This window comes from Haemophilus parainfluenzae, assembly GCF_003252725.1.
Classification (GTDB): domain Bacteria; phylum Pseudomonadota; class Gammaproteobacteria; order Enterobacterales; family Pasteurellaceae; genus Haemophilus_D; species Haemophilus_D parainfluenzae_L.
Genome location: NZ_QEPO01000001.1, coordinates 406736 through 429937, shown reverse-complemented (window position 1 = coordinate 429937; position 23202 = coordinate 406736). Strand labels below are relative to the sequence as shown.

Below are 23202 nucleotides of genomic sequence, written 5' to 3'. Positions count from 1 at the left end.
CTCCTAAGAAATCCTGTTCTTTTAAGCAAATACTGCACTATATTCTTTTTCATTGAAGCCAATTAAAGCTTTACCATCTTGCAAAATAATCGGGCGTTTAATTAACGTTGGATTTTCGGCTAAAACGGAAAGTGCGGTGGATTTTGAGAGTGACTTTTTCACATTTTCATCAAGATTACGCCACGTTGTGCTGCGTTTATTGACTAAATTTTCCCAACCAAATTGTGCTTCTGCTTGTTGTAAGAATTGAGTATCTAATCCATCAACACGGTAATCATGCAATTTATGTTCAATATTATGTTCAGTTAACCACTTCAACGCTTTTTTCACCGTATCACAGTTTTTAATGCCATAAACGATAATCATATTCTCACCTCTAAAAATAAAAAATCCTCGATTTCATTTAGAACGAGGATTTTAACTGCTACATGAATTAATCACAAATAGATTAACCCTATATAACTTATGCATCCAAAAGAAAAAGTGCGGTAAAAATCAACCGCACTTTTCAAAAGGGAAATTAGAATTCGTAACCTACGCCCACTTTAGCGCCATAGTTATTCACTTTAGTATCGTCAAAGCTACCTAAACGGTTATACTCTAAACCACCGTTTGCATACACTTTGTCTGCTAATTTATATTTAGCACCCGCAACTACACCATAACCCACTTTGGTTTCAGAAGAGCTTTTATAACGTTGTTCTGCGCGATCTTCAAATTTGAAACGGTTAGCCGCAAGACGAGCACCTACATAAGGTTCAATTTGAGAGTTGGTATCGAAGTCATAGAATACTGTCGCACCTAAACCTTGAACTTTAGTGCCTTGGAAGTTACCGTGATGAGTATAATCACCCGCTACACGCACATTACCTAATTTGTAACCTACTGCAACACGAGGTTCAATTTTAGTTTTGCTTGAACCACCATTGGTTAATTTAGTTCTTGAAAGACCAAGATCACCTTCTGCATATAAACCTGCATTTGCAGTTGAAGCAACCGCTAATGCACCGACAACGATAGCTAATAATGATTTTTTCATTGGATAACCCCTGTTATTTGATTGAAAACACTAGAAATATACCACACTGCTTATGAATTTTCACTATGAAAAACCAATTTTCCCTGACATTTTCGGCATAAATAGGCAATTTTATCGCGTTGAATACTATTATGCCGACGAATTGTTAAGTAATGGGTCTGACATTCACATTGATAAGCAAACATTTTACCTTGTACACTTTCCACATCGAATTGATGGCAAGTATCAGCCGGAAGATTAAATAACTGTGTCATCACCGCTTGCCATTCCTGTCCATGCGGTTTCACCCGACCAAATACTTGATACACAATAAGATGGGCTAATTCATGGGGAACTACCTGACGAATAAATTCATCTGAGTTCTCGAGTAGCAAAGTGCGGTTAAATTTAATCTCATTTTTCTGCAAGTATGCAACGCCTGCCTTTACACCTCGCAAGTCATAACTGATTGTCGGAATAGGAAATTTCTGTTGAAAGTGACGTTCAGCCAGTTGTAATGTTTCTGCAAGCTTGCGTTGCACCTGCATTTTTAAATGCCGAAACTGAGTTTGAGATGACATCATCATACTAAGTAAACAAAAACCGCTAAATTAGCGGTTTTTATCATATACATTTAATTTACTTATTTTAGACCTGCTGCCGCACGTAATTCTTCAGCGCGATCTACTTTTTCCCATGGGAACTGTTCACGACCAAAGTGTCCATACGCCGCAGTTTGGCGATAGATTGGTTGAATTAAATTTAACATTTTAATTAAACCATAAGGGCGTAAATCAAAGAATTCACGCACTAACTTAACCAATACTTCGTTTGATACTTTTCCTGTACCAAAGGTTTCTACCATGATAGAAGTTGGCTCTGCCACACCAATTGCGTAAGAAAGTTGAATTTCACAACGATCTGCAAGGCCAGCCGCAACGATATTTTTTGCCACATAACGCGCAGCATAAGCCGCTGAACGGTCTACTTTTGATGGATCTTTACCAGAAAATGCACCTCCACCATGACGAGCTGCGCCGCCGTATGTATCGACAATGATTTTACGACCCGTTAAGCCACAGTCCCCCATTGGGCCACCAATCACAAAACGACCGGTTGGATTGATGAAATATTTTGTTTGTTGAGATAACCATTCACTTGGCAGAATTGGCTTGATGATTTCTTCCATCACACCTTCATAAATTTCTTTTTGTGACACTTCTTCACTATGTTGTGTAGAAAGGACGACTGCATCTACACCCACGATTTTGTTATCTTCGTATTTTAAGGTCACTTGGCTTTTCGCATCAGGGCGTAACCATGCTAATTTGCCACTTTTGCGCACTTCTGCTTGTTTTTCCATTAAACGGTGCGCATAAGTAATCGCTGCTGGCATCAAGACTTCGGTTTCATTTGTTGCATAACCAAACATAATCCCTTGGTCACCCGCACCTTGATCTAATGGATTCTCACGATCTACACCTTGATTAATATCCGATGACTGTTTGCCAATCGCATTTAATACAGCACAAGAATTGCCATCAAACCCCATTTCAGAGTGTTTATAACCAATATCACAAATCACTTGACGAGTAAGGTTTTCAATATCAACCCATGCTGATGTAGTAATTTCACCACCCACTAACGCCATCCCTGTTTTAACATAGGTTTCGCAAGCCACACGAGCTTTAGGATCTTGTTTTAAAATTTCATCAAGTACCGCATCAGAAATTTGATCGGCAATTTTATCTGGATGTCCTTCTGAAACTGATTCAGAAGTAAATAAATAACTAGACATAAGTTTTCTTCTTTTCTTTTGGATGTATTGACGTATAGACGTCTATAATACGCTTTTTTGACTAATAAGCAAGCATTTCTATCAAGTATTTTTGAAATGTGACAAGAAGAATCTAAGCTTTACGACAGAATTCACTCATTAATACATTAAATTGGTGACAAACACCCATTTATTTACCTGATTTTATTTAACTAAATCCAACATCTCTCGTGCATTCGCCAAGGCAAGATCCGTAATTTCACTGCCACCGAGCAATCTTGCAAGAGCAGGAACGCGCTCTTCTTGAGAAAGTGCGGTCATTTTAGTTTCTGTTTTATCATCAACGGTAAATTTCTCAACATTAAATTGATGATGTCCGTGGCATGCTACTTGTGGTAAATGGGTCACACAAAGCACTTGGCATTTATCACCTAATTGGCGCAATAATTTACCGACCACGCTCGCGGTTTTTCCACTAATACCAACATCCACTTCATCAAAGATCAATGTTGGAATCGCCGATTGATCGGATGTTAAGACTTGAATCGCTAATGAAATACGAGACAATTCACCACCTGATGCCACTTTTGCTAGCGGTTGTGCCTGTTGTCCTAAATTACTGCGTAAAGTAAAGACAATATTATCTGCACCATTTGCCGCTACTTTAGTTAAATCTGAATTCACTTCAATAAAAAACTCTGCATTTTCCATTCCAAGTCCTTTGATAGAATGTGTAACCTGTTGTGCTAATTTCCCTGCAGCTTGGCAACGGCTTTCATGTAATTGTTTTGACGTATGTTGCATTTTCTCAAAGGTAGCTTTTTCTTCTAGAATCAGACGTTCTTCACTTTCTGAAAAATCTAAAAGTGCGGTCAATTCTGCTTTTAATTTTTGATGCCATTCCACCAACTCTTCAGGTTTCACATTGTGCTTGCGAGCGAGTTGTAAAGCTTGACCTAGACGTTGTTCAATCTCTTGTAATAACATCGGATCTTGCTCAATATGAGATGCAAGGTGTTGGACTTCACTTGTCGCCTCTTGCACTTGAATTAGTGCATCATTCAACATGGTTTGAACGGAAGCATAGCGAGGATCTAACTCACTTAATTCATCAATATACTGTGTCGCACGATAAAGCATAGAGTCAATGCTCACCGTCTCATTTTCGCTGAGTAGCTGTAAGGCTGATTGTGATAACTGTGTCAGCTGTTCGCTATTTGATAGACGACGTTGATCCTCTTCTAATTCTAAATATTCATTTGGACGAAGTGCAAACTCATCCAATTCCTCTACCTGATATTGTAAAAGTTGTTTCTTCGCTTCATTTTCGGCAACTTTTTGTTGGAAATTTTTAACTTGCGTTTGAAGATTTTTCCATGCTCGATAATCTTCTCGCATTTGTGCGAGTAAATCATTGTGATGTGCAAATGTATCCACCAACTGAAGCTGATAATCATTTTTCAATAATAATTGTGAAGCGTGCTGCCCATTAATATGAATAAGATGTTGTCCTATTTCTTTTAATTGGGAAGCCGATACTGGCGTGCTATTAATAAAGGCTTTAGAACGCCCATCTGCATTAATGACACGACGTAGAATACAATCGGAGGGATTATCAGGATCTTGCAATTCTTGCTCTTGCAACCATTGATAAGCGGGATTAGTTGGTTCAATAAAAAATGTCGCGCAAATTTCAGCTCTTTCCTGCCCTTCTCGAACCATAGAGGTTTCAATACGCTGTCCCAAGCATAATCCCAACGCATCAATAGCAATGGATTTTCCTGCACCGGTTTCCCCCGTGATCACAGACATTCCTTTCGCCAATTCAATCTCTAATTGACGAACAATTGCAAAATTATTGATGGTAAGTTGGGTTAGCATAAAAAATCTCCTTAACTGTATATCTATATATTATAACTGATATAATATACAGTAAAGAGATTTTTAACTTTTTGGATTAGAAATTTTTAAGCCAACCTAATTTCGTGCTTAATACATTGTAATAATTGTAATTTTTCAGGTGTAATAGGCGCAGTTTATGCGGACTTTTTTCAATATGCACCACATCATCTGGGCAAAAATCGAGTGCAATTTGACTATCACAGCCTAATTCCAACTGTGAAGTGTTATGTTCTGCAAAGCGAATTGAAATTTTACTGTCTCCATCAATTACTAATGGTCGAGAAGAAAGTGTGTGTGGGAACATCGGCACAAGGGCAATCGCATTTAAATTTGGCGTTAAAATCGGGCCGCCTGCGGAAAGCGAATAAGCCGTTGAACCGGTTGGAGTGGAAACAATCAATCCGTCTGAACGTTGAGAGAAGGCAAATTTATCATTGATATAGACATGGAAATCAATCATGTGCGCAATTTTAGCGGGGTGAATCACCGCCTCATTTACTGCATTACCACTAGAAATAATTTCACCATTGCGTTCAATTTTAGCTTCCAATAAAAAACGCTCTTCGACAAAAAACTCGCCGCGTTCTAAACAAGCTTCAAGCTGTGCATAAGCATTTTTCGGATCGATATCGGTCAAAAAGCCCAAGTTACCTCGGTTAATGCCAATCATTGGAATATGATATTTAGCTAAAATGCGAGCACGCCCTAGCATATTGCCATCACCACCAATCACTATCACAAGTTGTGCTTGCTCACCGATTTGTTCAACTGTCGCTAAAACCTCTTCGGGTAAACCAAATTTTTCACCGACCTCTTTTTCGACTAAAACTTGATACCCTCGCTCTTTCAGCCATTGATACAAGTTTTTATGCATTTGCAAATTAATATCGCGACGTGGTTTTCCCATTAAAGCGATGGTTTTAAATGATTTAACTAATTCATCCATAACTATAATTGCTCCCAAGTGCAAACTCACCGATTTCTGACCGCACTTGAATTTAAAATTTTAGCCATTATATTACATAACAATTCAGTTTTGCTAAAATAGCACTAATTTTTGATAAATGGAGAAAAAGATGTCAGAACAAGCACAAAACTTAAATGAAGAACTTGTTGAAGAAGTTCAGCAGGAAACCACTTCAACGGAAGATCCGTTAGAAGAAGTGATCGCTCGTGTACAAGAGCTTGAAGAACAATTAAAAGCACAAGTAGAAGAAACCTCTAAAAAAGAACAAGATTTATTGCTTCGTACTCGTGCAGAAATTGACAATATGCGTCGCCGTAGTGAACAAGATGTTGAAAAAGCGCATAAATTTGCATTAGAAAAATTTTCAAAAGACATTTTAAATACCATTGATAACTTAGAGCGTGCGCTTTCAACCCCTGCTAATAAGGAAGATGAAAGCATCAAAGCGTTATTCGATGGTGTGGAGCTAACCTTAAAAGAGTTACTCTCAACGGTGGCTCGCTTTGGTGTTGAACCTGTTGGCGCAGTGGGTGAAACCTTTAACCCGGATCTCCACCAAGCCATCTCTATGCAACCAGCTGAAGGGTTTGAAAGCAACCAAATCACCACCGTTTTACAAAAAGGCTATACCTTAAATGGTCGTGTGATTCGCCCAGCTATGGTAATGGTTGCAGCTTAATTTCTTTTCTATGACTTAAAGAGCGGACGATTTTTCGTCCGTTTTTTATTGCTAAAAAACTTGATTTAGATCAAATTTATTAAAAAATAATTTGAGAATAATTCTCAACAAAAACACTCTTTCTTTCCAGATTTAACAAGGTTTAGACTCAATTTCAACCATCAAAAATTGATAAATAACACTACATATTGTGTGTTGATCTATTAAATAAAACTATATATAGTGCTTTCGATTTTTTTCATAGCTACCTTACAGGAGTCATAAAATGAACGCTTTCTTCGTGATTAAGCGTGATGGTTCACGAATTGGGTTTGACCTACAACGTATTACTAATGCAATCAAAAAAGCAGCAAGTGCGGTCAATATTGTTGATGAAATTTATATCCATGATCTGAGCCAGCAGATTAATACTGAAATTTTTAGTCATTATCAGCATGAAATTGATATCAACCAAATTCAAAAAATTGTTGAAGATCACTTAATGACAAGCAAGTATCCACAAATTGCACGTGCTTATATTGAATATCGTCACGATCGCGACCTGGCACGTGAAAAACGCAGCCAATTAACCAAAGAAATTGAAGGACTGATTGAGCAAAGCAACGTGGAATTGCTTAATGAAAACGCAAATAAAGATGCGAAAGTTATCCCTACCCAACGTGATTTACTGGCGGGTATTGTGGCAAAACATTATGCCAAACGTCATATTCTGCCAAGAGATGTCGTTGAAGCCCATGAAAAAGGAGAAATCCACTATCACGATTTAGATTACGCGCCATTTTTCCCGATGTTTAACTGCATGCTCGTTGATCTAAAAGGCATGCTCTCTCGTGGTTTTAAAATGGGTAATGCCGAAATTGAGCCGCCTAAATCTATCGGCACAGCAACAGCGGTTACTGCACAAATTATTGCTCAAGTCGCCAGCCATATTTATGGCGGTACAACCATTAATCGCATTGATGAAGTGCTTGCGCCTTATGTTCAACTCAGTTTCGAAAAACATTTAAAAAATGCCGCACAATGGCAAATTCCTGATGCTGAAGGTTATGCAAAAGCACTCATTGAAAAAGAATGTTTTGATGCGTTTCAATCCCTCGAATATGAAGTCAATACGCTCCATACATCAAATGGCCAAACGCCGTTTGTTACCTTTGGTTTTGGCTTAGGCACAAGTTGGCAAGAACGTTTAATTCAGCAATCAATCTTGAAAAACCGTATTCGTGGTTTGGGTAAAAATCATAAAACACCGGTCTTCCCTAAACTGGTCTTTACCATTAAAAAAGGCGTGAACCAAAACGAACAAGATCCGAACTATGACATTAAAAAACTGGCATTAGAATGCGCTTCAAAACGCATGTATCCAGATATTTTAAACTATGATCAAGTGGTTAAAGTTACAGGCTCATTCAAAGCGCCAATGGGTTGTCGTAGCTTCTTAGGTGCTTATGAAGAAAACGGTCATGAAGTGCATGATGGTCGCAATAATTTAGGCGTGGTAAGTCTGAATCTGCCTCGCATTGCTCTTGAAGCACAAGGAAATGAAGAAAAATTCTACTGCACTTTAGATGAACGCTTAGCCCTCGCGAAGAAAGCCTTGCTTACCCGTATTGCTCGCTTAGAAAATACCAAAGCCCGTGTCGCGCCAATTCTCTATATGGAAGGCGCTTGCGGCGTTAGACTAAAAGCCGATGATAATGTTGCGGATATTTTCAAAAATGGACGAGCATCCATTTCTTTAGGATATATCGGTATTCATGAAACCATCAATGCACTGTATAAAAAGGGACATATTTTTGACGATGAGCAACTACGTGAAAAAGGTACCGCGATTGTGCGTCGTTTAAATGAAGCGGTAAAACAATGGCAGAAAGAAACAGGTTATGCATTTAGCCTTTATTCCACACCTAGTGAAAACTTGTGTGATCGCTTCTGTCGTTTAGATACCAAACAATTTGGTGTCATTGACGGCGTTACCGATAAAGGCTACTACACTAATAGCTATCACTTAGATGTAGAGAAAAAAGTGAATCCATACGATAAATTAGACTTTGAAATGCCTTATCCTGAATTAGCGAGTGGCGGCTTTATCTGTTATGGCGAATACCCTAACATTCAACATAACCTGAAAGCACTCGAAGACGTATGGGATTATAGCTACGATCGCGTGCCTTATTACGGCACCAACACGCCAATTGATGAATGTTATGAATGTGGTTTTACAGGAGAATTTAATTGCACAAGTAAAGGCTTTGTCTGTCCGAAATGCGGTAATCATGATAGTGCAAAAGTCTCCGTGACCCGACGGGTTTGTGGTTATCTCGGCAGTCCTGATGCTCGTCCATTCAATGCGGGCAAACAGGAAGAAGTAAAACGTCGAGTAAAACACCTATAATGCTGAGATATTGATTATGATAAAATAGCTCATCAAAATTGAGCTATTTTTATTCCAATAAATAAGGAAGTACTATGCCAACACTTACACAAATCACTCAATCCATCATGCAAGATCCCGACAATCGATCGTTCACCGAAAAAGGCATTGAACCGCTTTTTGCTGCACCAACGACAGCTCGTATTAATATCGTCGGACAAGCCCCAGGAATTAAAGCCCAAGAAACTCGTTTATATTGGAATGATAAAAGCGGTGATCGCCTACGTGAATGGCTAGGTGTGGATCGCGATACCTTTTACCATTCGGGTATGTTTGCTGTCATTCCGATGGATTTTTATTACCCAGGCAAAGGCAAATCCGGTGATTTACCGCCACGCAAAGGTTTCGCGGAAAAATGGCATCCAGCAATTCTCACTAATTTACCCAATATTGAGTTGACGATTCTCATTGGACAATATGCACAAAAATATTATTTACCAGAAAATGAGCTTAATGTGACTGAAACAGTTCACCATTTCCGTGATTTTCTCCCTCATTTTCTCCCGCTCGTTCATCCTTCTCCACGCAACCAAATTTGGCTCAAGAAAAATCCATGGTTTGAACAAGAGATAGTTCCAACATTACAAAAGCAAGTGAAAGCGATTTTATATCGTTAAACAAATATCTCTCTAATAAAGTGCGGTCAAAAAACTCGGTATTATGTAGCAGTTGCACAAAGATTTAACCGATTAAAAACCTTAAAATCCCTATTGAAATTTTAACTCAATAGGGATTTTTATTATGGCACAAAAGTTGCTGAAACACGAGTTAGTGGAACGCCTATTAAAGCTAAAAGAAAAGCAAGATGAGCTGACGGTGCAAATGCAGTGTTTGTCACAAGAGATTAACGCATTAGCTCAACCTTATATGCCTAAAGAACCAAAACCGCAGCCCTTGATTACGATGCGATTAGTTGCTCAAGTTTTGCGTGAAAATCCCGATTGGATGTTTTGTGGGGAGATTGCTGAAAAAACCTTGGCATTGTTAGGAAAACCACAATTTGTTGATATGGGCGATAAGCACTATAAGACAGTCAATCGAATACTGGTTAAATTGCGTAAAAGAGGAATCGTTGAAAATGGGTTGAAGTTTTGGCGGTTAAAGCCATTAAAATAGGGATAAAATAGCGGTAGAAATACCGCTATTTTTGTTTCCATTGCCAGTGAACCTCATTTCGGCTGATTTGAATTCTATCAATCCATTCTCTTTTATAAAACTCATTCAGTTGTTTACGAACGGAATCAAGGTGTTTTTCGGACGGTGTATCAGGATTTTGTTCAATCTCAAAAATGCGCTGCGTGAGTTCGGCAATTGTAAAGGCTTTAGTGGGTGCTTCTCGCATCATTTGTACGATGTATTTACGAATTTTCCCTTTAAAGAGCTTATATTTGGAACGGTACACAAAGTTGTCCGTATTATAAAGAGCTACATCAGTTTCCTGTTGAGTAAGCTCAATAGCACGTTTTAATGTGGCAATGTTTGCATCAAGCAGCGCAAGATGATGTAATACCTGTTTACGCTCAAATTCAAACTCTTTGAGTTTCTTATCAAGGTTGTATGCCATATATCTACTGCCAAATCACTTCTTGATGAATAATTTTACGTTGCCAATAACCGCACCATTCATTGTTATCGTTGGTGGTTTTCAAACATCGGCTTAATACATCAATAAACTGTACTTTATTTGAGGTGCGGCGATTATCCTCACGGTAGGCAATTTCATTCGCGTAGTTAAGTAGATATTCGTTACTGATACGGTGAACTTGTCCGTAGTACATACGTTTGAAACGACTGAACAAACTTTCTGCCTGATTATTTGTTACACCTAAATCGCTACGATATTCTTCTTTATGGTTTACAGTTCTCAAATTATAGTAAGGTAACAAGACATCATAAGCCGTACTTTCATCGGTATTGATTTGCGTATTAGGTTTAATGAACTTATCGGCAAAACTTTTCACTACCGATTGCGATTCCGTATGCGCCACAAAAACGTGAGAGCGTTTTGCCCCACAATGCAGCGCATTACTGGCTTTTTCTTCTGGTGAATAATGCTCACGCGCAACCATGACACAACGTTTATCAGGATTCTGATTTTCCTTTAAACGATAGTCAATACGGTCAGATTTCTTATTTGCTTTACGTGGTGCAGGATGAACATAAGTACCGTCCATATCCACTACACCTGAAAGTGGTTTCATATCACGGCTTTCCAGTAATGCCTTGCGGAATTTATGTGATAAAACAAATGCCGTGCGAGGATTAAGTTTTGCATTACGTGCTAATTGAAGGGAAGATAAGCCTTTGACGGCATTTACCCATTCCATTAAAGCATAGAGATAAACCTTAATCGGTTTCTTGCGATTAGCAAAAATAGTGCCAGAAGTGACACTAAAAGTGTGATTACAATGTTTGCAACGCCATTGTTTACGTGTAGAAATATAATAAGGCTTGTGTTGTAACCCACATTTAGGACAAGTGATGAACTCTTTTCCACCCCATCTTAATTCACAAAGCAAATCATACGCTTCTTCTTCCGAGAGTTGTGCAATCTCGTAGGATGAAAGTGAGCGAGCTTTGCTAGAAAGTAAGAAATGCTGAGTCATCGTCTTGTTTAAAATTTATGTTAATAGAGATTTTAAATATGCTCAAACGTGATAAAATGCGTTTAAACTAAAAACAAATATACGCTCATTTGCGTAATTTGTCAATTGCAAATTGAAAATGGAGCGCTCAAATGTGTATATCAGAAAGATTAAGACAAGTTTGTGAAGCTAAAAATTGGAAAATTACAGATTTTGCAGAGCAGGCAGGAATAGCTTATCGCACAATGCAAGGTTATATCGGTGGTGAACGTGAGCCTAATGCAGAAGGAATGTCAGGCATTGCTAAAGCGGGAGTCAATTTGAATTGGCTCGTAAGTGGTGAAGGTGAGATGTTTCAAACTATGATGCTAAAAAATGAAATCTCTGAACAAGAAGAAAAGCTAATAGCAAATTACCGCATGATGCCTGAAAATTTAAAAGATGCTTTTTCAATTTCTTTTAAAGAAATTTCAGAAAAACAATAAACTTTAACATTAATTTTATAAGAGATAAAAATGAATAGATTTAGCTTAATTTTAACTTTTTTAAATCATTTCATTTCTTTTTTATCTAATATATTCAAGGAGGCTGTATGCCACAACTAACTTGGGTTGGAAAAGATAAAGTCAAAAATCATCATCACGATATCCCTTTCCATCTTTTAAAAAAAGAATACGATTTTAAAGCTAATAATGGCAAACCTGAAAATAGCCAAAATAATATGTTAATTCAGGGCGATAATTTATTAGCATTAAAAAGTCTTTTACCTAAGTACGAAGGGAAAATTAATTGTATTTATATTGATCCACCATATAACACAGGTAATGAAAAATGGGTATATAACGATAATGTAAATGATCCTCGTATCAAGAAATGGTTAGGTGAAGTGGTAGGTAAAGAAGGTGAAGATCTATCTCGTCACGATAAATGGCTTTGTATGATGTATCCTAGATTGAAATTACTACATCGTTTGTTAGCTGATGATGGGGTTATTTTTATTAGTATTGATGATAATGAATTTGCTCATTTAAAATTAATTTGCGATGAAATTTTTAGACCAGTTAATCGGATAACAAGTATTTCAGTAATCAATAATCCCAAAGGTAGAAGTGACGAAAAAGACATTGCAACAGCCCACGAATATCTTATCATTTATAAGAAATCAGATGATATTTATCTAAGTGGATTTGATGCAGAAGAAAAAATAACAAAAAGATACAATAGAATAGATAAAGATGGTTTTAAGTGGAGAGAAATAGATTTAAGAAAAACAGGTGATAATGATCTTAAAGAAGATAGACCAAATATGTTTTATCCTTTTTTTTATGATAAAGATAAAAATATATTATCGTTAGATGAATTTCCTAATGCGATAGAAATACTACCGATGAAAGATAGTACTACAGAAGGGTGTTGGCGCTGGGGAAAAGATACATCAAAGGAGAATATAAAAAATTTATATGCTAGATATATGCCAAATAAGAAACAGTGGAGCATCTTTGAAAAAGATTATTTTGATGTAAGTGAAAAAATAAAATCCACATCAATTTGGGATTTTAAAGATGTAAATAGTGAACGCGGTACAGAAATTTTTGTTAAAGAACTTAAATTTGATAAAAATGACTTCCCTAAACCTAAACCTATAGGAACTATTGAACGAGCTTTACAGTTAGCAACAAATAAAAACTCTATAATTTTAGATAGTTTTATTGGCAGTGGCACAACCGCCCACGCAGTCTTAAATCTTAATGCCAGAGATGGTGGCAATCGTCAATTTATCGGTATTGAAATGATGGATTATGCTGAAAATATTACAGCGGAACGAATCCGCAGAGTAATTAATGGTTATGGTTCAAAGTCTGAAACTCAACAAGGTACTGGTGGGGGGTTTAGTTTTTATACTATTGGAGAGACCTTGTTTGATAAAGAAGGTAATTTAAATGACCGTGCTGACTTGCAAAGTATTCGTGAATATATCGCACATAGTGAGAAACTAGAGACTGTATTTAATCAAGAAATAAGCGGTTATTTTTTAGGTAAAAATTACCAAACAGCTTATATTTTTTATTATGAAGCTAATCAAATTACTACATTAAGTTTAGAGTTTTTACGTCATTTAAACTCTGATTTCCTTTCTAAAAAAACGCAAGATTATATTATCTATGCTGATAAATGTACATTAAGTGATGAGCAGTTAGCGCAATTTAAAATTAGATTCAAACGCATACCAAGAGATATTAGCAAATTATAAGGAAAGAAGAATGGAATTAAATAGTTATCAAGAAAAAGTAATCCTTGATCTTAATGATTATCTGGAAGAATTAAATAAATATGGTAGTAAGAAGTTAAATCAATCCTTTGCTAGTTATTGGTTAAAAAAAGGTGTAGCTAACCAAAATTATATAGAAAAAATTCCAAATACACCTCACGTTTGCGTGAAAGTGCCTACAGCTGGAGGAAAAACCTTTATTGCCGTCAATGCCTTGCGATCTATTTATGATGCAGCTGAATATCACGGAGAGAAGAAACCTCGCTTTACTGTTTGGCTTGTACCTTCCACTGCTATTTTAGAACAAACATTAAAAAATTTACAAAATCCCGAACATCCTTATCGTCAAAAATTGAATGTATTATTCAATGGGCGAGTCAATGTATATGAAAAAGATGATGTGCTACTTGGACGAGGATTTGACGCAGACACGGTAAAAAGTGGAATTTCTATTGTGATAATGACTTTTGATGCATTTAGAACAAGAAATAAAGAAGGGCGTTTGATTTATCGTGAAAATGGTTACTTAGCTTCTTTTGATACTAAAACAACAGCTCTGCCAGAGAGTGATGATACTTCGTTAATTAACGTAATTCGTAGTCTTGAACCTGTAGTGATTGTTGATGAAAGCCATAATGCAACATCTGATTTATCATTAGAAATGCTGAGTAATCTGAATGCAAAATTTATTTTAGATCTGACTGCAACACCAAGAAGGAATAGTAATATTATTTCTTATGTAAGTTCACTTTCTTTAAAGAAAGAAAATATGGTTAAGTTGCCTGTTAATGCTTCTAATCAAGCAAATAAAGAAGATGTATTGATTTCCGCAGTGACTTTCCAACATTATTTGGAAAAAGTAGCCAAACAAGCCTTTGAGAATGGCGAGCCTTATGTTCGCCCTATTGTATTATTTCAGGCAGAAGCTAAAACTAAAGGAGATAATACGACTTTTGAAAAAGTAAAACAAACCTTAATAGAAGAATTACAAATTCCAGCAGAACAAATTAAGATTAAAACAGCAGAAATAGATGAATTAAAAAATGTTGATCTATTTTCGCCTGATTGCCCAGTTCGTTTTATAATTACAGTAAACGCTTTAAAAGAAGGTTGGGATTGCTCGTTTGCATACATTCTAGCTAACTTAGCAAATAAACATTCTGAAATTGATGTAACTCAAATTGTAGGGCGTATTTTACGCCAGCCAAATGCGAAGCTGTTTAGTAATCCATTGCTTAATATGAGCTATGTGTTCACTGCTTCAGCTCAATTTAGAACAGTGTTAGGTAATATTGTGGAAGGTTTAACTTTGGCTGGGTTTAGTCCAAAGGATTACCGTGCAATTAATTCCAATATAATCAAGAATGAAGAATCTATAAAACCAGTTTCAGATAACAAACCTATTGAGTTGCAGCTAGATTCAGATTTTAAAGAAGATGCAACAGAAAAAGAAGAGTTTAATTTTGATAAAAATAGATTAAAAAATAATTTAAAAAATCAAAATATTGATGAAATTAATCTTGGTGCTACATCTAGTGATTTTACAAAAGAAGTCATAACACAAAGTGAAAACTTTAATTTAGAAGTGAAAAACAGTCATTCATCTATTCCTAGAGAATTAAGTGAAAATATGAACATAGCGAAGATCAATCAAGAATTTACTGAAACAATTGGAAGCATATATATCCCTCAATTTTTTGAAACAGTTTCAGGGCTATTTGAAGATGAAGTCTTATTTGATAAAAATAATCTACTAACAAATTTTGAGTTAAACAAGTGTGATACAAATATCTCTTTTTCAGATTTAGATCCAGAATTATATAGTATTGATGTTGAAAATGAACAAAATGCTAAATTCTCACCATTAAATAAAGAAAAATCCGAACAGTTATTAAAATTATTTAGAAATTATTCTTTAGAACAAAAAAAAGAAAACCTTGTAACTAGCTTGCTAACTTTTGCTGGAAAAAATGCTTTTTTCCCTATTGCAGATTCTGAAATTCGAGTTTACTTTAGAAAAATCATTGAACAAATGAGCCTTGCTGATATGGAAAGCTGTTTAATTAAGCCCTCCCCATTTTTTGATAAGATCAAAAAGAAAATTAGGCAATTACAAGAAGATTTTGGTAAAGAAGAGTTTTTTAAATGGATAGATCAGGAGCGTTTTCAAATTAAAGCCGAATATCAACTTCCAATAGACATTACACCACAAAGCTTTGCTGATTCATTAAGCCGCAGCTTGTATGAGAGAGAGGCTAGTATGAATAATTATGAATTCAATGTAATTTCTCGTGTTATTAGTTTAGATAATGTTGTTTGGTGGCATCGTATTGATGATAAAAGAAAAGAATATAGCTTTAAAATAAATGGATTTATTAATCATTATCCTGATTTCCTGATATTAACCAAGAAAAACACCTTGATTTTAGTTGAGGTAAAAGGAGAACAACTAGCCAATCCTGAATCTAAGAATAAATTAGAGTTAGGGAAAAAGTGGGAGTCTCTTGCAAACCAACTTGGTTTACCGTATAAATTTAGATACTTTATGGTGTTTATCACTAAACCTATGGAAGGAGCTAAATCACTAGATGAACTAATTGAAACAATTTCTTATCTTTAGAAACTTTAGCGAGCTTAGGCTCGCTAGTTTTTCTTGCAAATCGATCAAACTTTGATCTAAAATGCCACCCACTTTTGAGCAAATCTTCTCGTTTGCTTTTTTCATATTTAATTCGTTCAACCAATTTAGCAAGAGAAACATAACTTATTGACTACAAAACAATAAGTTGAAAGTTGATTATACACGTTGAACGAAAAAAATGAAAAACAACAAGAAAACATCACCACTTTTACTTTCTGCACTTCGCAATCTCTCTGCGTTCGCTATTTACGATTTATCTGATACCGAAATACTCATTCTTCTTAAAAATGCTCGTTGGGGAAATTCTCATTGTTTTCATACTGTTCAATGTCCTCGTTGTCAGATTGAGCATAAAGCCTATTTTATTTCTTCTCGTAAGCAATGGCAGTGCAAACATTGCCAACATCGTTTTTCTGTAAAAAGTGGTACGATTTTTCAGCACACTAAACTTTCCCTAAAAAAGCTACTGTTATCGGTTTATTATTTCACTATCAATAGTAAAGGGATTTCTGCTCTTAACTTATCTCGTCATATTGGCGTGCAATATAAAACGTCATGGGCATTACTACATAAATTCCGTGAAGCAGTCGAAAAAACGCAAGATTACACACCACTCACGGGCATTATTCATATTGATGGTTGTTATGTGAATAACTACCTTCGCCCAAAAAATTTTAAACATAAGCGAATTGATAGACGTAAGAGATGTCACCAACGTAAAGATAAATCCTGCGTTATGGTTTTCCGTCAACAAGCTGCAAATCAGGAAATAATAAAAGGAGCCGACCGCACTCTCGTTGCATTAGTTAAAGAGGAAAATGCTGATGATATGCTTGCTTTAACACATAGCTTAGTCGCACCAAAATCTACAATTTGTGCTGATGAAAATCCTGCTTATGATGGCTTGGCATTTCACTATGACTTATGTCGCGTAAATCATTCGCAAGAATATTGCTCGATTGACGGCACCACCAATAACCTAGCTGAATCCTTCTTTGCAAGATTTAGAAGAATGATTATGGGTGTGTATCATAAGATGGGAAATAATTACATGATGCACTATGCGAATGAAACCGCATGGCGTGAGGATTTTCGTTACCAGTCAGATAAAGACAAATTCGACAACGTACTAAAACGCTGTTTGAAAGCCAGACCTTCACGAGATTTAACTGGTTACTGGCAGGGAAATAAGAAACCTGCGGCAAAATTCGGATTGGAAAGTTTATGTTTGGAAGCCTCAAACGATAACCAATATTTAGCCGTAGCCTAAATAATTTAAAACAACATTAAGGAGCAATGATGGAAGCTATGACACACACTCCACTTAACGTGGATTTAAAAAAGATGGACTATGAAATATTCAAAACTTTTATGCGAGAACTGGCTCAGATGTATTCAAACGTAAAAGATGATGCCTATCTGTTGTTCTATCACAATTTGCGAGACCTTGCGAAAGAAGTCAGTACTTTACCCCGTAATCCATTGATATTTTACGGAGCTTATGAAATCGCCAATAATCAGGTAGTTGTAGCGATATTTGAAATGCAATTTACCGATGAAGTGTTTGAAACCGAAGATGGGAAACCTTATCAGATGCTTTCTATTATTAGTAGTTTTGCAGAAGATAAAATCTATCTACGTTGCCCGACAAAAATTAGAGAACACCTCACCCAACCTGAATACGTTGCTCTCTGCGAACAGGCTTACCCTGCAATGATGGAACAAATGCTGCTAGAGGAGCAGCGAGAAAGACTGTTTAGAAGAAAACGGAAAAGTGAGTAACGTAAAAATAAGTAGAATTCTGTAAAATACATTTATAAAAAATAATGCCCTTATCGAAATAAGGGCATTTTTGTACGGTTTTGTTTAAATTTTGGTCTTTGTGCAACTGCTACATAATACCGAAAAAACTCGTGATTTTGACCGCACTTTGCTTTAATACTAATCAATTTTTAGTACTCCCTATTTTCTGATTAAACGCACTTATGCTAAAATCGCCAACTTCTTAAAATATATAGAAAAAATATATAGGGAAAAAATATATGCAACAAACCCCCATTACAGACTCGCAATCTAAAGCTTGGAATAAAAATACAGTGGTATTCCTTGCTGATGTGATTCTATTTTTTGTTTTATTAAACATTCTTCCTTTTGAGCCTACTGCCAATAAAGGCTTAGCATTATTGGCATTCGTGGCTATTTTATGGTTAACAGAAGCAGTAAACGTGACGATCACGGCGCTATTTGTTCCTATTTTGTCGGTATTACTCGGATTGGTAAATAGTCGTGAGGCGCTTGTTGCCTTTGCAGATCCCACTATTTTCTTATTCTTTGGTGGTTTTGCACTTGCTACAGCATTAAATGTGCAAAAGATCGACCAAATGATTTCCAACAAAATCATGCAATTAGCGAAAGGTCGTCTTTTTGTTGCAGTGCTTTACCTTTTCTTAGCGACGGCATTTTTATCCATGTGGATGAGTAATACGGCGACGGCAGCGATGATGATCCCGCTTTCAATGACCATTTTGAGTCAATTAGATCAAAAAGAAGAACATAATACTTATGTCTTCGTACTTTTAGGGATCGCTTATAGCGCAACCATCGGTGGGATGGGGACGCTTGTAGGAAGCCCACCTAATGCGATTGCCGCTTCACAGCTCCATTTAGACTTTGCTGACTGGTTAATGTATGGTACGCCAGTCATGTTAATTTTGTTCCCGATTATTATTGGTTGGCTATATCTTGTTTTTAAACCAAAACTAGGCCTTCGTTTTGCTGCTGAATTTGAAAAAATTCACATGACCAAACAACGTATTTTAACTTTGATCATTTTTATCACGGTAGCGATTCTTTGGATTTTTGGTGGCTACATCAACCCTATTCTTTCTCAATTATTAGGTTTACCAAAACCAATTGGCAGCTTTGACAGTATGGTTGCGCTCTCAGCAGCAATTGTCATCTGTGTAACCGGTATCGCAAGCTGGAAAGAAGTGCAAGAAAATACAGAATGGGGCGTGTTATTCCTCTTCGGTGGCGGCTTAACCTTAAGTTCTGTACTCACCCATTCAGGTGCAAGTAAAATCATGGCAGATGGTATAGTCTTCATTATTGAGGGTGGCCACTACCATGTGATGGCATTAATTGTTGCTGCCTTTATTGTCTGCTTGACTGAATTTACCTCAAACACTGCAAGTGCAGCTTTACTGGTTCCAATCTTTATTTCCATCGCACAAGCACTGAATATGCCACCGCTTGGTTTTGCGATGATTATCGGCCTCGGAGCATCTTGTGCCTTTATGATGCCGGTTGGTACCCCACCGAATGCGATTGTGTACTCGACAGGTTTTGTTAAACAATCCGAAATGATCCGCGTGGGTAAATTTATTGATTTAACCTGTATGCTAATTATCGGGACAATTGCTTATATCTTCTGGATGTAACCTTTAAAACCTAATAAGTGCGGTTAAAAACAAGATGATTTTTAACCGCACTTTTTTATTTTATTACGCAAACGTTTGCCTCAAATCAAAATTAACGTATAATTCGCACAATTTTTTTACTTAGGGAAACCAAATGAATAACAACCTGCTCTATACAGTGGAAGACAAACCACCTTTCGGATTGAGTTTACTCCTTGCTGCACAACATTTACTTGCCGCACTCGGGGGAATTATTGCTGTACCATTGGTCATTGGTAACGTCTTAAAATTACCTACCGAAGATACCATTACGCTAGTGAATGCTGCACTCTTGATTTCTGGCGTGGTGACCGTTATTCAATGTAAAGGCTTGGGACCTGTGGGCATTCGTTTGCCAAGTGTGATGGGAACCAGTTTTACTTTCGTTGCCGCTGCACTGGCCATTGGTTTCAGTGAATATGGCATCGCCGGTATATTAGGTTCTTCTCTCATTGGTTCCTTAGTGATGATTATTGGCAGTTTCTTTATGCCGTATATTCGCAAATTGTTCCCACCGCTTGTGACGGGGACTGTTGTCATGATGATCGGCTTAAGCCTCATTCCTGTTGCGGTTGACTGGTTTGCGGGTGGTCAACGTGGTGATGCGAATTATGCTACACCTGAAAATTTAATGATGGCGAGCTTTGTATTGGTGATCGTGGTTGCGCTCGTGCAATGGGGCAAAGGTATTTTCTCCGCTGCTGCGATCGTTATTGGCATGATGACAGGCTATCTCGTTTGTTTAGCCATGGGCTGGGTGAGCTTTGAAGGCGTCAAACAAGCGCAAACTTTCGCGATTCCACAACCACTACACTTTGGCTTAGCCTTCCCAATTTCAGGTATTATCGGCATGTCCATTGCGTATTTAGTCACGATCGTTGAATCAAGCGGTAACTTCTTAGCACTGGGTAATGCGACTCAAACAGAAATCACCGGTAAACATTTACGCGGTGGTGTTTTAGCCGATGGTTTAGGATCTGCCTTGGCCGCTATTATGTCCACCACACCATTCTCTTCATTCTCACAAAACATTGGTGTCATTTCTCTAACTGGCGTGGCTAGCCGTCACGTGGTTGCACTAACCGGTGTACTTCTAGCACTAGCGGGCTTATTCCCTGTATTTGGTGCATTAATTGTTTCAATTCCATTACCAGTATTAGGCGGTGCAGGCTTAATGATGTTCGCGATGATTATCGCCGCGGGTATCCAAATGTTGGATAAAGTGGCACGTAGCAAACGTAATGGTTTAATTATCGCGATTTCCATTGGCTGTGGCTTAGCCGTGACGACTCGTCCAGAATTGCTTGATAAATTACCGCACTTTTTCAAAGAAGTGCTCGGTTCAGGCATTACCGTAGGTTCATTACTTGCCTTAATTCTTAATCTCGTGCTTCCTGAAGATAAAGTGGAAGAAACAAAAGAATAGATAGTAAATAAGGGCAGATTAACACTGCCCTTTTCTTTTCCTGTAAAACATTTCTAAAACTGACCGCACTTTGTTAAAATCAGACATCATTTTCCATTCATCAAGGAATAAAAATGGCAGATTTACCTTTTTTAGTTGAACTCAACGAACAAAATCTTACTGAAACGTTGCAACGTTCGGTGGAAACCCCGCTTGTCATTAACTTTTATGCGCCAAGCCATAAAGAATCGGCAGATTTTGCAAAAGTTCTACAACGTGTTGCAGAACAACACCAAGGACAATTTATTCTCGGCTTAGTCAATTGTGAAACGGAGCAAATGATTACAGCTCAATTTCGTATTCAAGCGTTACCAACAACCTACCTTTTCAAAGAGGCACAAGCATTAGATGCGTTCCCTGGCGCATTAGATGAAGCCAGCTTATTACAACGTTTGAGTGCGATTTTGCCAAAAGAAGAAGATTTAAAATTCCAAAAAGCCTTGGATTTTTTACAAGTGGAAGATTACGACTCTGCTCTTCCATTACTGAAAGAAGCCTGGGAGCTTTCAGATAAGAAAAACAGCGACGTGGCATTACTTTATGCGGAAACCTATATTGCTATGAAGAAAACGGAACCTGCGGCAGATATTTTAGCGCAAATTCCGATTCAGGATCGCGACAGCCGTTGGCATAGCTTACAAGCACAGATTGAGCTTTTAATTAAAGCAGCCGATACGCCAGAAATTCAGCAATTACAAGCGGATTATGCGAAAAATCCAACGCCTGAAATTGCGTTGAAATTGGCAGTTCAGCTACATCAAGCCAATCGAAACGAAGAAGCATTAGATTTATTATTTAGCATTCTAAAACAAGATCTTTCTGCAGAAAATGGTGAAGTGAAACAACAGTTTTTATCTATTTTATCAGCCATTGGCAATGCAGATCCTATCACCAATAAATATCGCCGATTGCTGTATTCATTGCTTTACTAATACGATCAACTATTTTTTTATGCATGAAGGCTTTATAATGAACGAATTCCAAAAGCTTCATGCTTTATTCTATAAACAAAGGATTCTTTATGTCAGACGTTAAACACAGCAAATTATTAATTTTAGGTTCGGGTCCTGCGGGTTATACCGCCGCTATTTATGCTGCTCGCGCAAACTTAAAACCTGTTTTAGTGACCGGTCTTCAACAAGGTGGGCAACTTACCACTACAGATGAAATTGAAAACTGGCCGGGTGATTTTGAAATGACCACTGGCCCAGGTTTAATGCAACGTATGTTGCAACACGCCGAAAAATTTGAAACCGAAATCGTGTTTGATCACATTAATAAAGTCGATTTATCTTCTCGCCCATTCAAACTTTATGGCGATATGCAAACCTTCACATGTGATGCATTAATCATCGCAACAGGGGCATCAGCACGTTATATCGGATTAGAATCTGAAACCGCTTATAAAGGCCGTGGCGTTTCAGCTTGCGCAACCTGTGATGGTTTCTTCTATCGCAATAAACCGGTTGCCGTTGTCGGTGGCGGAAATACCGCGGTTGAAGAAGCGCTTTACTTGGCTAATATTGCGTCTGAAGTGCACTTAATCCACCGCCGTGATAGCTTCCGTGCAGAAAAAATCTTAATCGATCGCTTATACAAAAAAGTCGAAGAAGGCAAAATCGTGCTTCATACTGACCGCACTTTGAATGAAGTGTTAGGCGATAACATGGGCGTAACAGGTGTACGTTTAGAAAACGTAAAAACTGGCGAAAAAGAAGACGTGAAATTAGACGGTTTATTTATTGCTATCGGTCATGCGCCAAACACTGAAATCTTCCAAGGTCAGCTTGAACTTAACAACGGTTATATCGTCGTTAAATCTGGTCTTGAAGGCAATGCAACAGCAACCTCTGTAGAAGGCGTATTTGCTGCGGGTGATGTAATGGATCACAACTATCGCCAAGCCATTACTTCAGCGGGTACAGGCTGTATGGCTGCATTAGATGCTGAACGTTATTTAGATGCACTAGAATAAATAAATTTCCTTATTTATTTTCCCCCTCTTTAGCC

Annotated in this window: 21 protein-coding genes; 13 read left to right on the top strand and 8 right to left on the bottom strand. The window is 37.3% G+C overall.

All coding sequences use genetic code 11. The features are described 5' to 3' along the window. Positions 1-21 precede the first annotated feature (21 nt). The 6 genes from DPV85_RS02175 to DPV85_RS02150 form a co-directional block, all read right to left on the bottom strand. On the bottom strand, positions 22-366 hold the full coding sequence (locus tag DPV85_RS02175; protein ID WP_049370122.1) for an ArsC family reductase: 345 nt from the start codon (positions 364-366) through the stop codon (positions 22-24). Between the two features lie 154 nt (positions 367-520). Further along, entirely contained in the window at positions 521-1039 is a 519-nt protein-coding gene (locus tag DPV85_RS02170) for an opacity family porin (RefSeq protein ID WP_005696480.1), read from the bottom strand. Positions 1040-1089: 50 nt separating this feature from the next. After that, complete coding sequence (locus DPV85_RS02165; protein WP_111326787.1) at positions 1090-1605, bottom strand: SprT family zinc-dependent metalloprotease; 516 nt, start codon at positions 1603-1605, stop codon at positions 1090-1092. A gap of 56 nt (positions 1606-1661) precedes the next feature. Further along, entirely contained in the window at positions 1662-2816 is a 1155-nt protein-coding gene (metK, locus tag DPV85_RS02160) for a methionine adenosyltransferase (protein WP_005696483.1), read from the bottom strand. 183 nt (positions 2817-2999) lie between these two features. After that, complete coding sequence (recN, locus tag DPV85_RS02155; RefSeq protein WP_111326785.1) at positions 3000-4676, bottom strand: DNA repair protein RecN; 1677 nt, start codon at positions 4674-4676, stop codon at positions 3000-3002. Between the two features lie 76 nt (positions 4677-4752). Next, on the bottom strand, positions 4753-5643 hold the full coding sequence (locus DPV85_RS02150; RefSeq protein ID WP_054418107.1) for an NAD(+) kinase: 891 nt from the start codon (positions 5641-5643) through the stop codon (positions 4753-4755). A gap of 130 nt (positions 5644-5773) precedes the next feature. On the opposite strand from DPV85_RS02150, the gene grpE reads away from it, so the two are divergent. The 4 genes from grpE to DPV85_RS02130 all read left to right on the top strand — a co-directional run bounded on the left by grpE (position 5774) and on the right by DPV85_RS02130 (position 9890). Continuing rightward, entirely contained in the window at positions 5774-6343 is a 570-nt protein-coding gene (gene grpE / locus DPV85_RS02145; protein ID WP_165816454.1) for a nucleotide exchange factor GrpE, read from the top strand. A gap of 265 nt (positions 6344-6608) precedes the next feature. Continuing rightward, positions 6609-8735: an anaerobic ribonucleoside-triphosphate reductase gene (nrdD, locus tag DPV85_RS02140; protein ID WP_111326781.1), complete on the top strand. Its 2127-nt coding sequence runs from the start codon at positions 6609-6611 to the stop codon at positions 8733-8735. Positions 8736-8809: 74 nt separating this feature from the next. After that, positions 8810-9391 (top strand): uracil-DNA glycosylase family protein, encoded by a 582-nt coding sequence (locus DPV85_RS02135; RefSeq protein ID WP_111326779.1) that lies wholly within the window; start codon positions 8810-8812, stop codon positions 9389-9391. Between the two features lie 124 nt (positions 9392-9515). Further along, positions 9516-9890 carry a hypothetical protein gene (locus tag DPV85_RS02130; protein WP_049363859.1) on the top strand — a complete coding sequence of 125 codons (375 nt, stop codon included), beginning with the start codon at positions 9516-9518 and terminating at the stop codon, positions 9888-9890. A gap of 25 nt (positions 9891-9915) precedes the next feature. Here DPV85_RS02130 and DPV85_RS02125 read toward each other — a convergent pair whose 3' ends face one another. Both DPV85_RS02125 and DPV85_RS02120 read right to left on the bottom strand, forming a co-directional pair. After that, the gene (locus tag DPV85_RS02125; protein WP_111326777.1) at positions 9916-10338 is read right to left on the bottom strand and encodes a hypothetical protein; all 423 of its coding nucleotides are present in this window, start codon (positions 10336-10338) and stop codon (positions 9916-9918) included. Positions 10339-10342: 4 nt separating this feature from the next. Then, complete coding sequence (locus DPV85_RS02120; RefSeq protein WP_111326775.1) at positions 10343-11380, bottom strand: IS1595 family transposase; 1038 nt, start codon at positions 11378-11380, stop codon at positions 10343-10345. A 131-nt stretch (positions 11381-11511) separates the two neighbouring features. Between DPV85_RS02120 and DPV85_RS02115 the strand changes: the two genes are divergently transcribed. From DPV85_RS02115 to trxB, 9 genes are all read left to right on the top strand, one after another. Next, positions 11512-11844, top strand: coding sequence for a helix-turn-helix domain-containing protein (locus tag DPV85_RS02115; protein WP_111326773.1), 333 nt, complete (start codon positions 11512-11514; stop codon positions 11842-11844). Between the two features lie 107 nt (positions 11845-11951). Continuing rightward, on the top strand, positions 11952-13610 hold the full coding sequence (locus DPV85_RS02110; RefSeq protein ID WP_111326771.1) for a site-specific DNA-methyltransferase: 1659 nt from the start codon (positions 11952-11954) through the stop codon (positions 13608-13610). 10 nt (positions 13611-13620) lie between these two features. After that, on the top strand, positions 13621-16248 hold the full coding sequence (locus DPV85_RS02105) for a DEAD/DEAH box helicase (RefSeq protein WP_111326769.1): 2628 nt from the start codon (positions 13621-13623) through the stop codon (positions 16246-16248). Positions 16249-16447: 199 nt separating this feature from the next. Continuing rightward, complete coding sequence (locus DPV85_RS02100; RefSeq protein WP_111326767.1) at positions 16448-17539, top strand: IS1595 family transposase; 1092 nt, start codon at positions 16448-16450, stop codon at positions 17537-17539. A gap of 29 nt (positions 17540-17568) precedes the next feature. After that, positions 17569-18051, top strand: coding sequence for a hypothetical protein (locus tag DPV85_RS02095; protein ID WP_111326765.1), 483 nt, complete (start codon positions 17569-17571; stop codon positions 18049-18051). A gap of 260 nt (positions 18052-18311) precedes the next feature. After that, complete coding sequence (locus tag DPV85_RS02090) at positions 18312-19709, top strand: DASS family sodium-coupled anion symporter (protein ID WP_207798030.1); 1398 nt, start codon at positions 18312-18314, stop codon at positions 19707-19709. Between the two features lie 133 nt (positions 19710-19842). Continuing rightward, positions 19843-21153 (top strand): nucleobase:cation symporter-2 family protein, encoded by a 1311-nt coding sequence (locus DPV85_RS02085; protein ID WP_111326763.1) that lies wholly within the window; start codon positions 19843-19845, stop codon positions 21151-21153. 113 nt (positions 21154-21266) lie between these two features. Further along, positions 21267-22124, top strand: a complete 858-nt coding sequence (locus DPV85_RS02080; protein ID WP_111326761.1) for a co-chaperone YbbN — start codon at positions 21267-21269, stop codon at positions 22122-22124. A gap of 89 nt (positions 22125-22213) precedes the next feature. After that, positions 22214-23167: a thioredoxin-disulfide reductase gene (gene trxB, locus DPV85_RS02075; RefSeq protein WP_111326759.1), complete on the top strand. Its 954-nt coding sequence runs from the start codon at positions 22214-22216 to the stop codon at positions 23165-23167. The last annotated feature ends 35 nt before the right edge of the window (positions 23168-23202 follow it).

Excerpts from the sequence above, each read along its gene's own strand:
- DPV85_RS02090 (WP_207798030.1), top strand. The coding sequence starts at position 18,312 with ATGCAACAAACCCCCATTACAGACTCGCAATCTAAAGCTTGGAATAAA.
- DPV85_RS02080 (WP_111326761.1), top strand. The coding sequence starts at position 21,267 with ATGGCAGATTTACCTTTTTTAGTTGAACTCAACGAACAAAATCTTACT.
- DPV85_RS02100 (WP_111326767.1), top strand. The coding sequence starts at position 16,448 with ATGAAAAACAACAAGAAAACATCACCACTTTTACTTTCTGCACTTCGC.
- DPV85_RS02135 (WP_111326779.1), top strand. The coding sequence starts at position 8,810 with ATGCCAACACTTACACAAATCACTCAATCCATCATGCAAGATCCCGAC.
- DPV85_RS02095 (WP_111326765.1), top strand. The coding sequence starts at position 17,569 with ATGGAAGCTATGACACACACTCCACTTAACGTGGATTTAAAAAAGATG.
- DPV85_RS02105 (WP_111326769.1), top strand. The coding sequence starts at position 13,621 with ATGGAATTAAATAGTTATCAAGAAAAAGTAATCCTTGATCTTAATGAT.
- grpE (WP_165816454.1), top strand. The coding sequence starts at position 5,774 with ATGTCAGAACAAGCACAAAACTTAAATGAAGAACTTGTTGAAGAAGTT.
- nrdD (WP_111326781.1), top strand. The coding sequence starts at position 6,609 with ATGAACGCTTTCTTCGTGATTAAGCGTGATGGTTCACGAATTGGGTTT.
- DPV85_RS02165 (WP_111326787.1), bottom strand. The coding sequence starts at position 1,605 with ATGATGATGTCATCTCAAACTCAGTTTCGGCATTTAAAAATGCAGGTG.
- DPV85_RS02130 (WP_049363859.1), top strand. The coding sequence starts at position 9,516 with ATGGCACAAAAGTTGCTGAAACACGAGTTAGTGGAACGCCTATTAAAG.
- DPV85_RS02125 (WP_111326777.1), bottom strand. The coding sequence starts at position 10,338 with ATGGCATACAACCTTGATAAGAAACTCAAAGAGTTTGAATTTGAGCGT.
- DPV85_RS02120 (WP_111326775.1), bottom strand. The coding sequence starts at position 11,380 with ATGACTCAGCATTTCTTACTTTCTAGCAAAGCTCGCTCACTTTCATCC.
- recN (WP_111326785.1), bottom strand. The coding sequence starts at position 4,676 with ATGCTAACCCAACTTACCATCAATAATTTTGCAATTGTTCGTCAATTA.
- DPV85_RS02175 (WP_049370122.1), bottom strand. The coding sequence starts at position 366 with ATGATTATCGTTTATGGCATTAAAAACTGTGATACGGTGAAAAAAGCG.
- metK (WP_005696483.1), bottom strand. The coding sequence starts at position 2,816 with ATGTCTAGTTATTTATTTACTTCTGAATCAGTTTCAGAAGGACATCCA.
- trxB (WP_111326759.1), top strand. The coding sequence starts at position 22,214 with ATGTCAGACGTTAAACACAGCAAATTATTAATTTTAGGTTCGGGTCCT.
- DPV85_RS02170 (WP_005696480.1), bottom strand. The coding sequence starts at position 1,039 with ATGAAAAAATCATTATTAGCTATCGTTGTCGGTGCATTAGCGGTTGCT.
- DPV85_RS02115 (WP_111326773.1), top strand. The coding sequence starts at position 11,512 with ATGTGTATATCAGAAAGATTAAGACAAGTTTGTGAAGCTAAAAATTGG.
- DPV85_RS02150 (WP_054418107.1), bottom strand. The coding sequence starts at position 5,643 with ATGGATGAATTAGTTAAATCATTTAAAACCATCGCTTTAATGGGAAAA.
- DPV85_RS02085 (WP_111326763.1), top strand. The coding sequence starts at position 19,843 with ATGAATAACAACCTGCTCTATACAGTGGAAGACAAACCACCTTTCGGA.
- DPV85_RS02110 (WP_111326771.1), top strand. The coding sequence starts at position 11,952 with ATGCCACAACTAACTTGGGTTGGAAAAGATAAAGTCAAAAATCATCAT.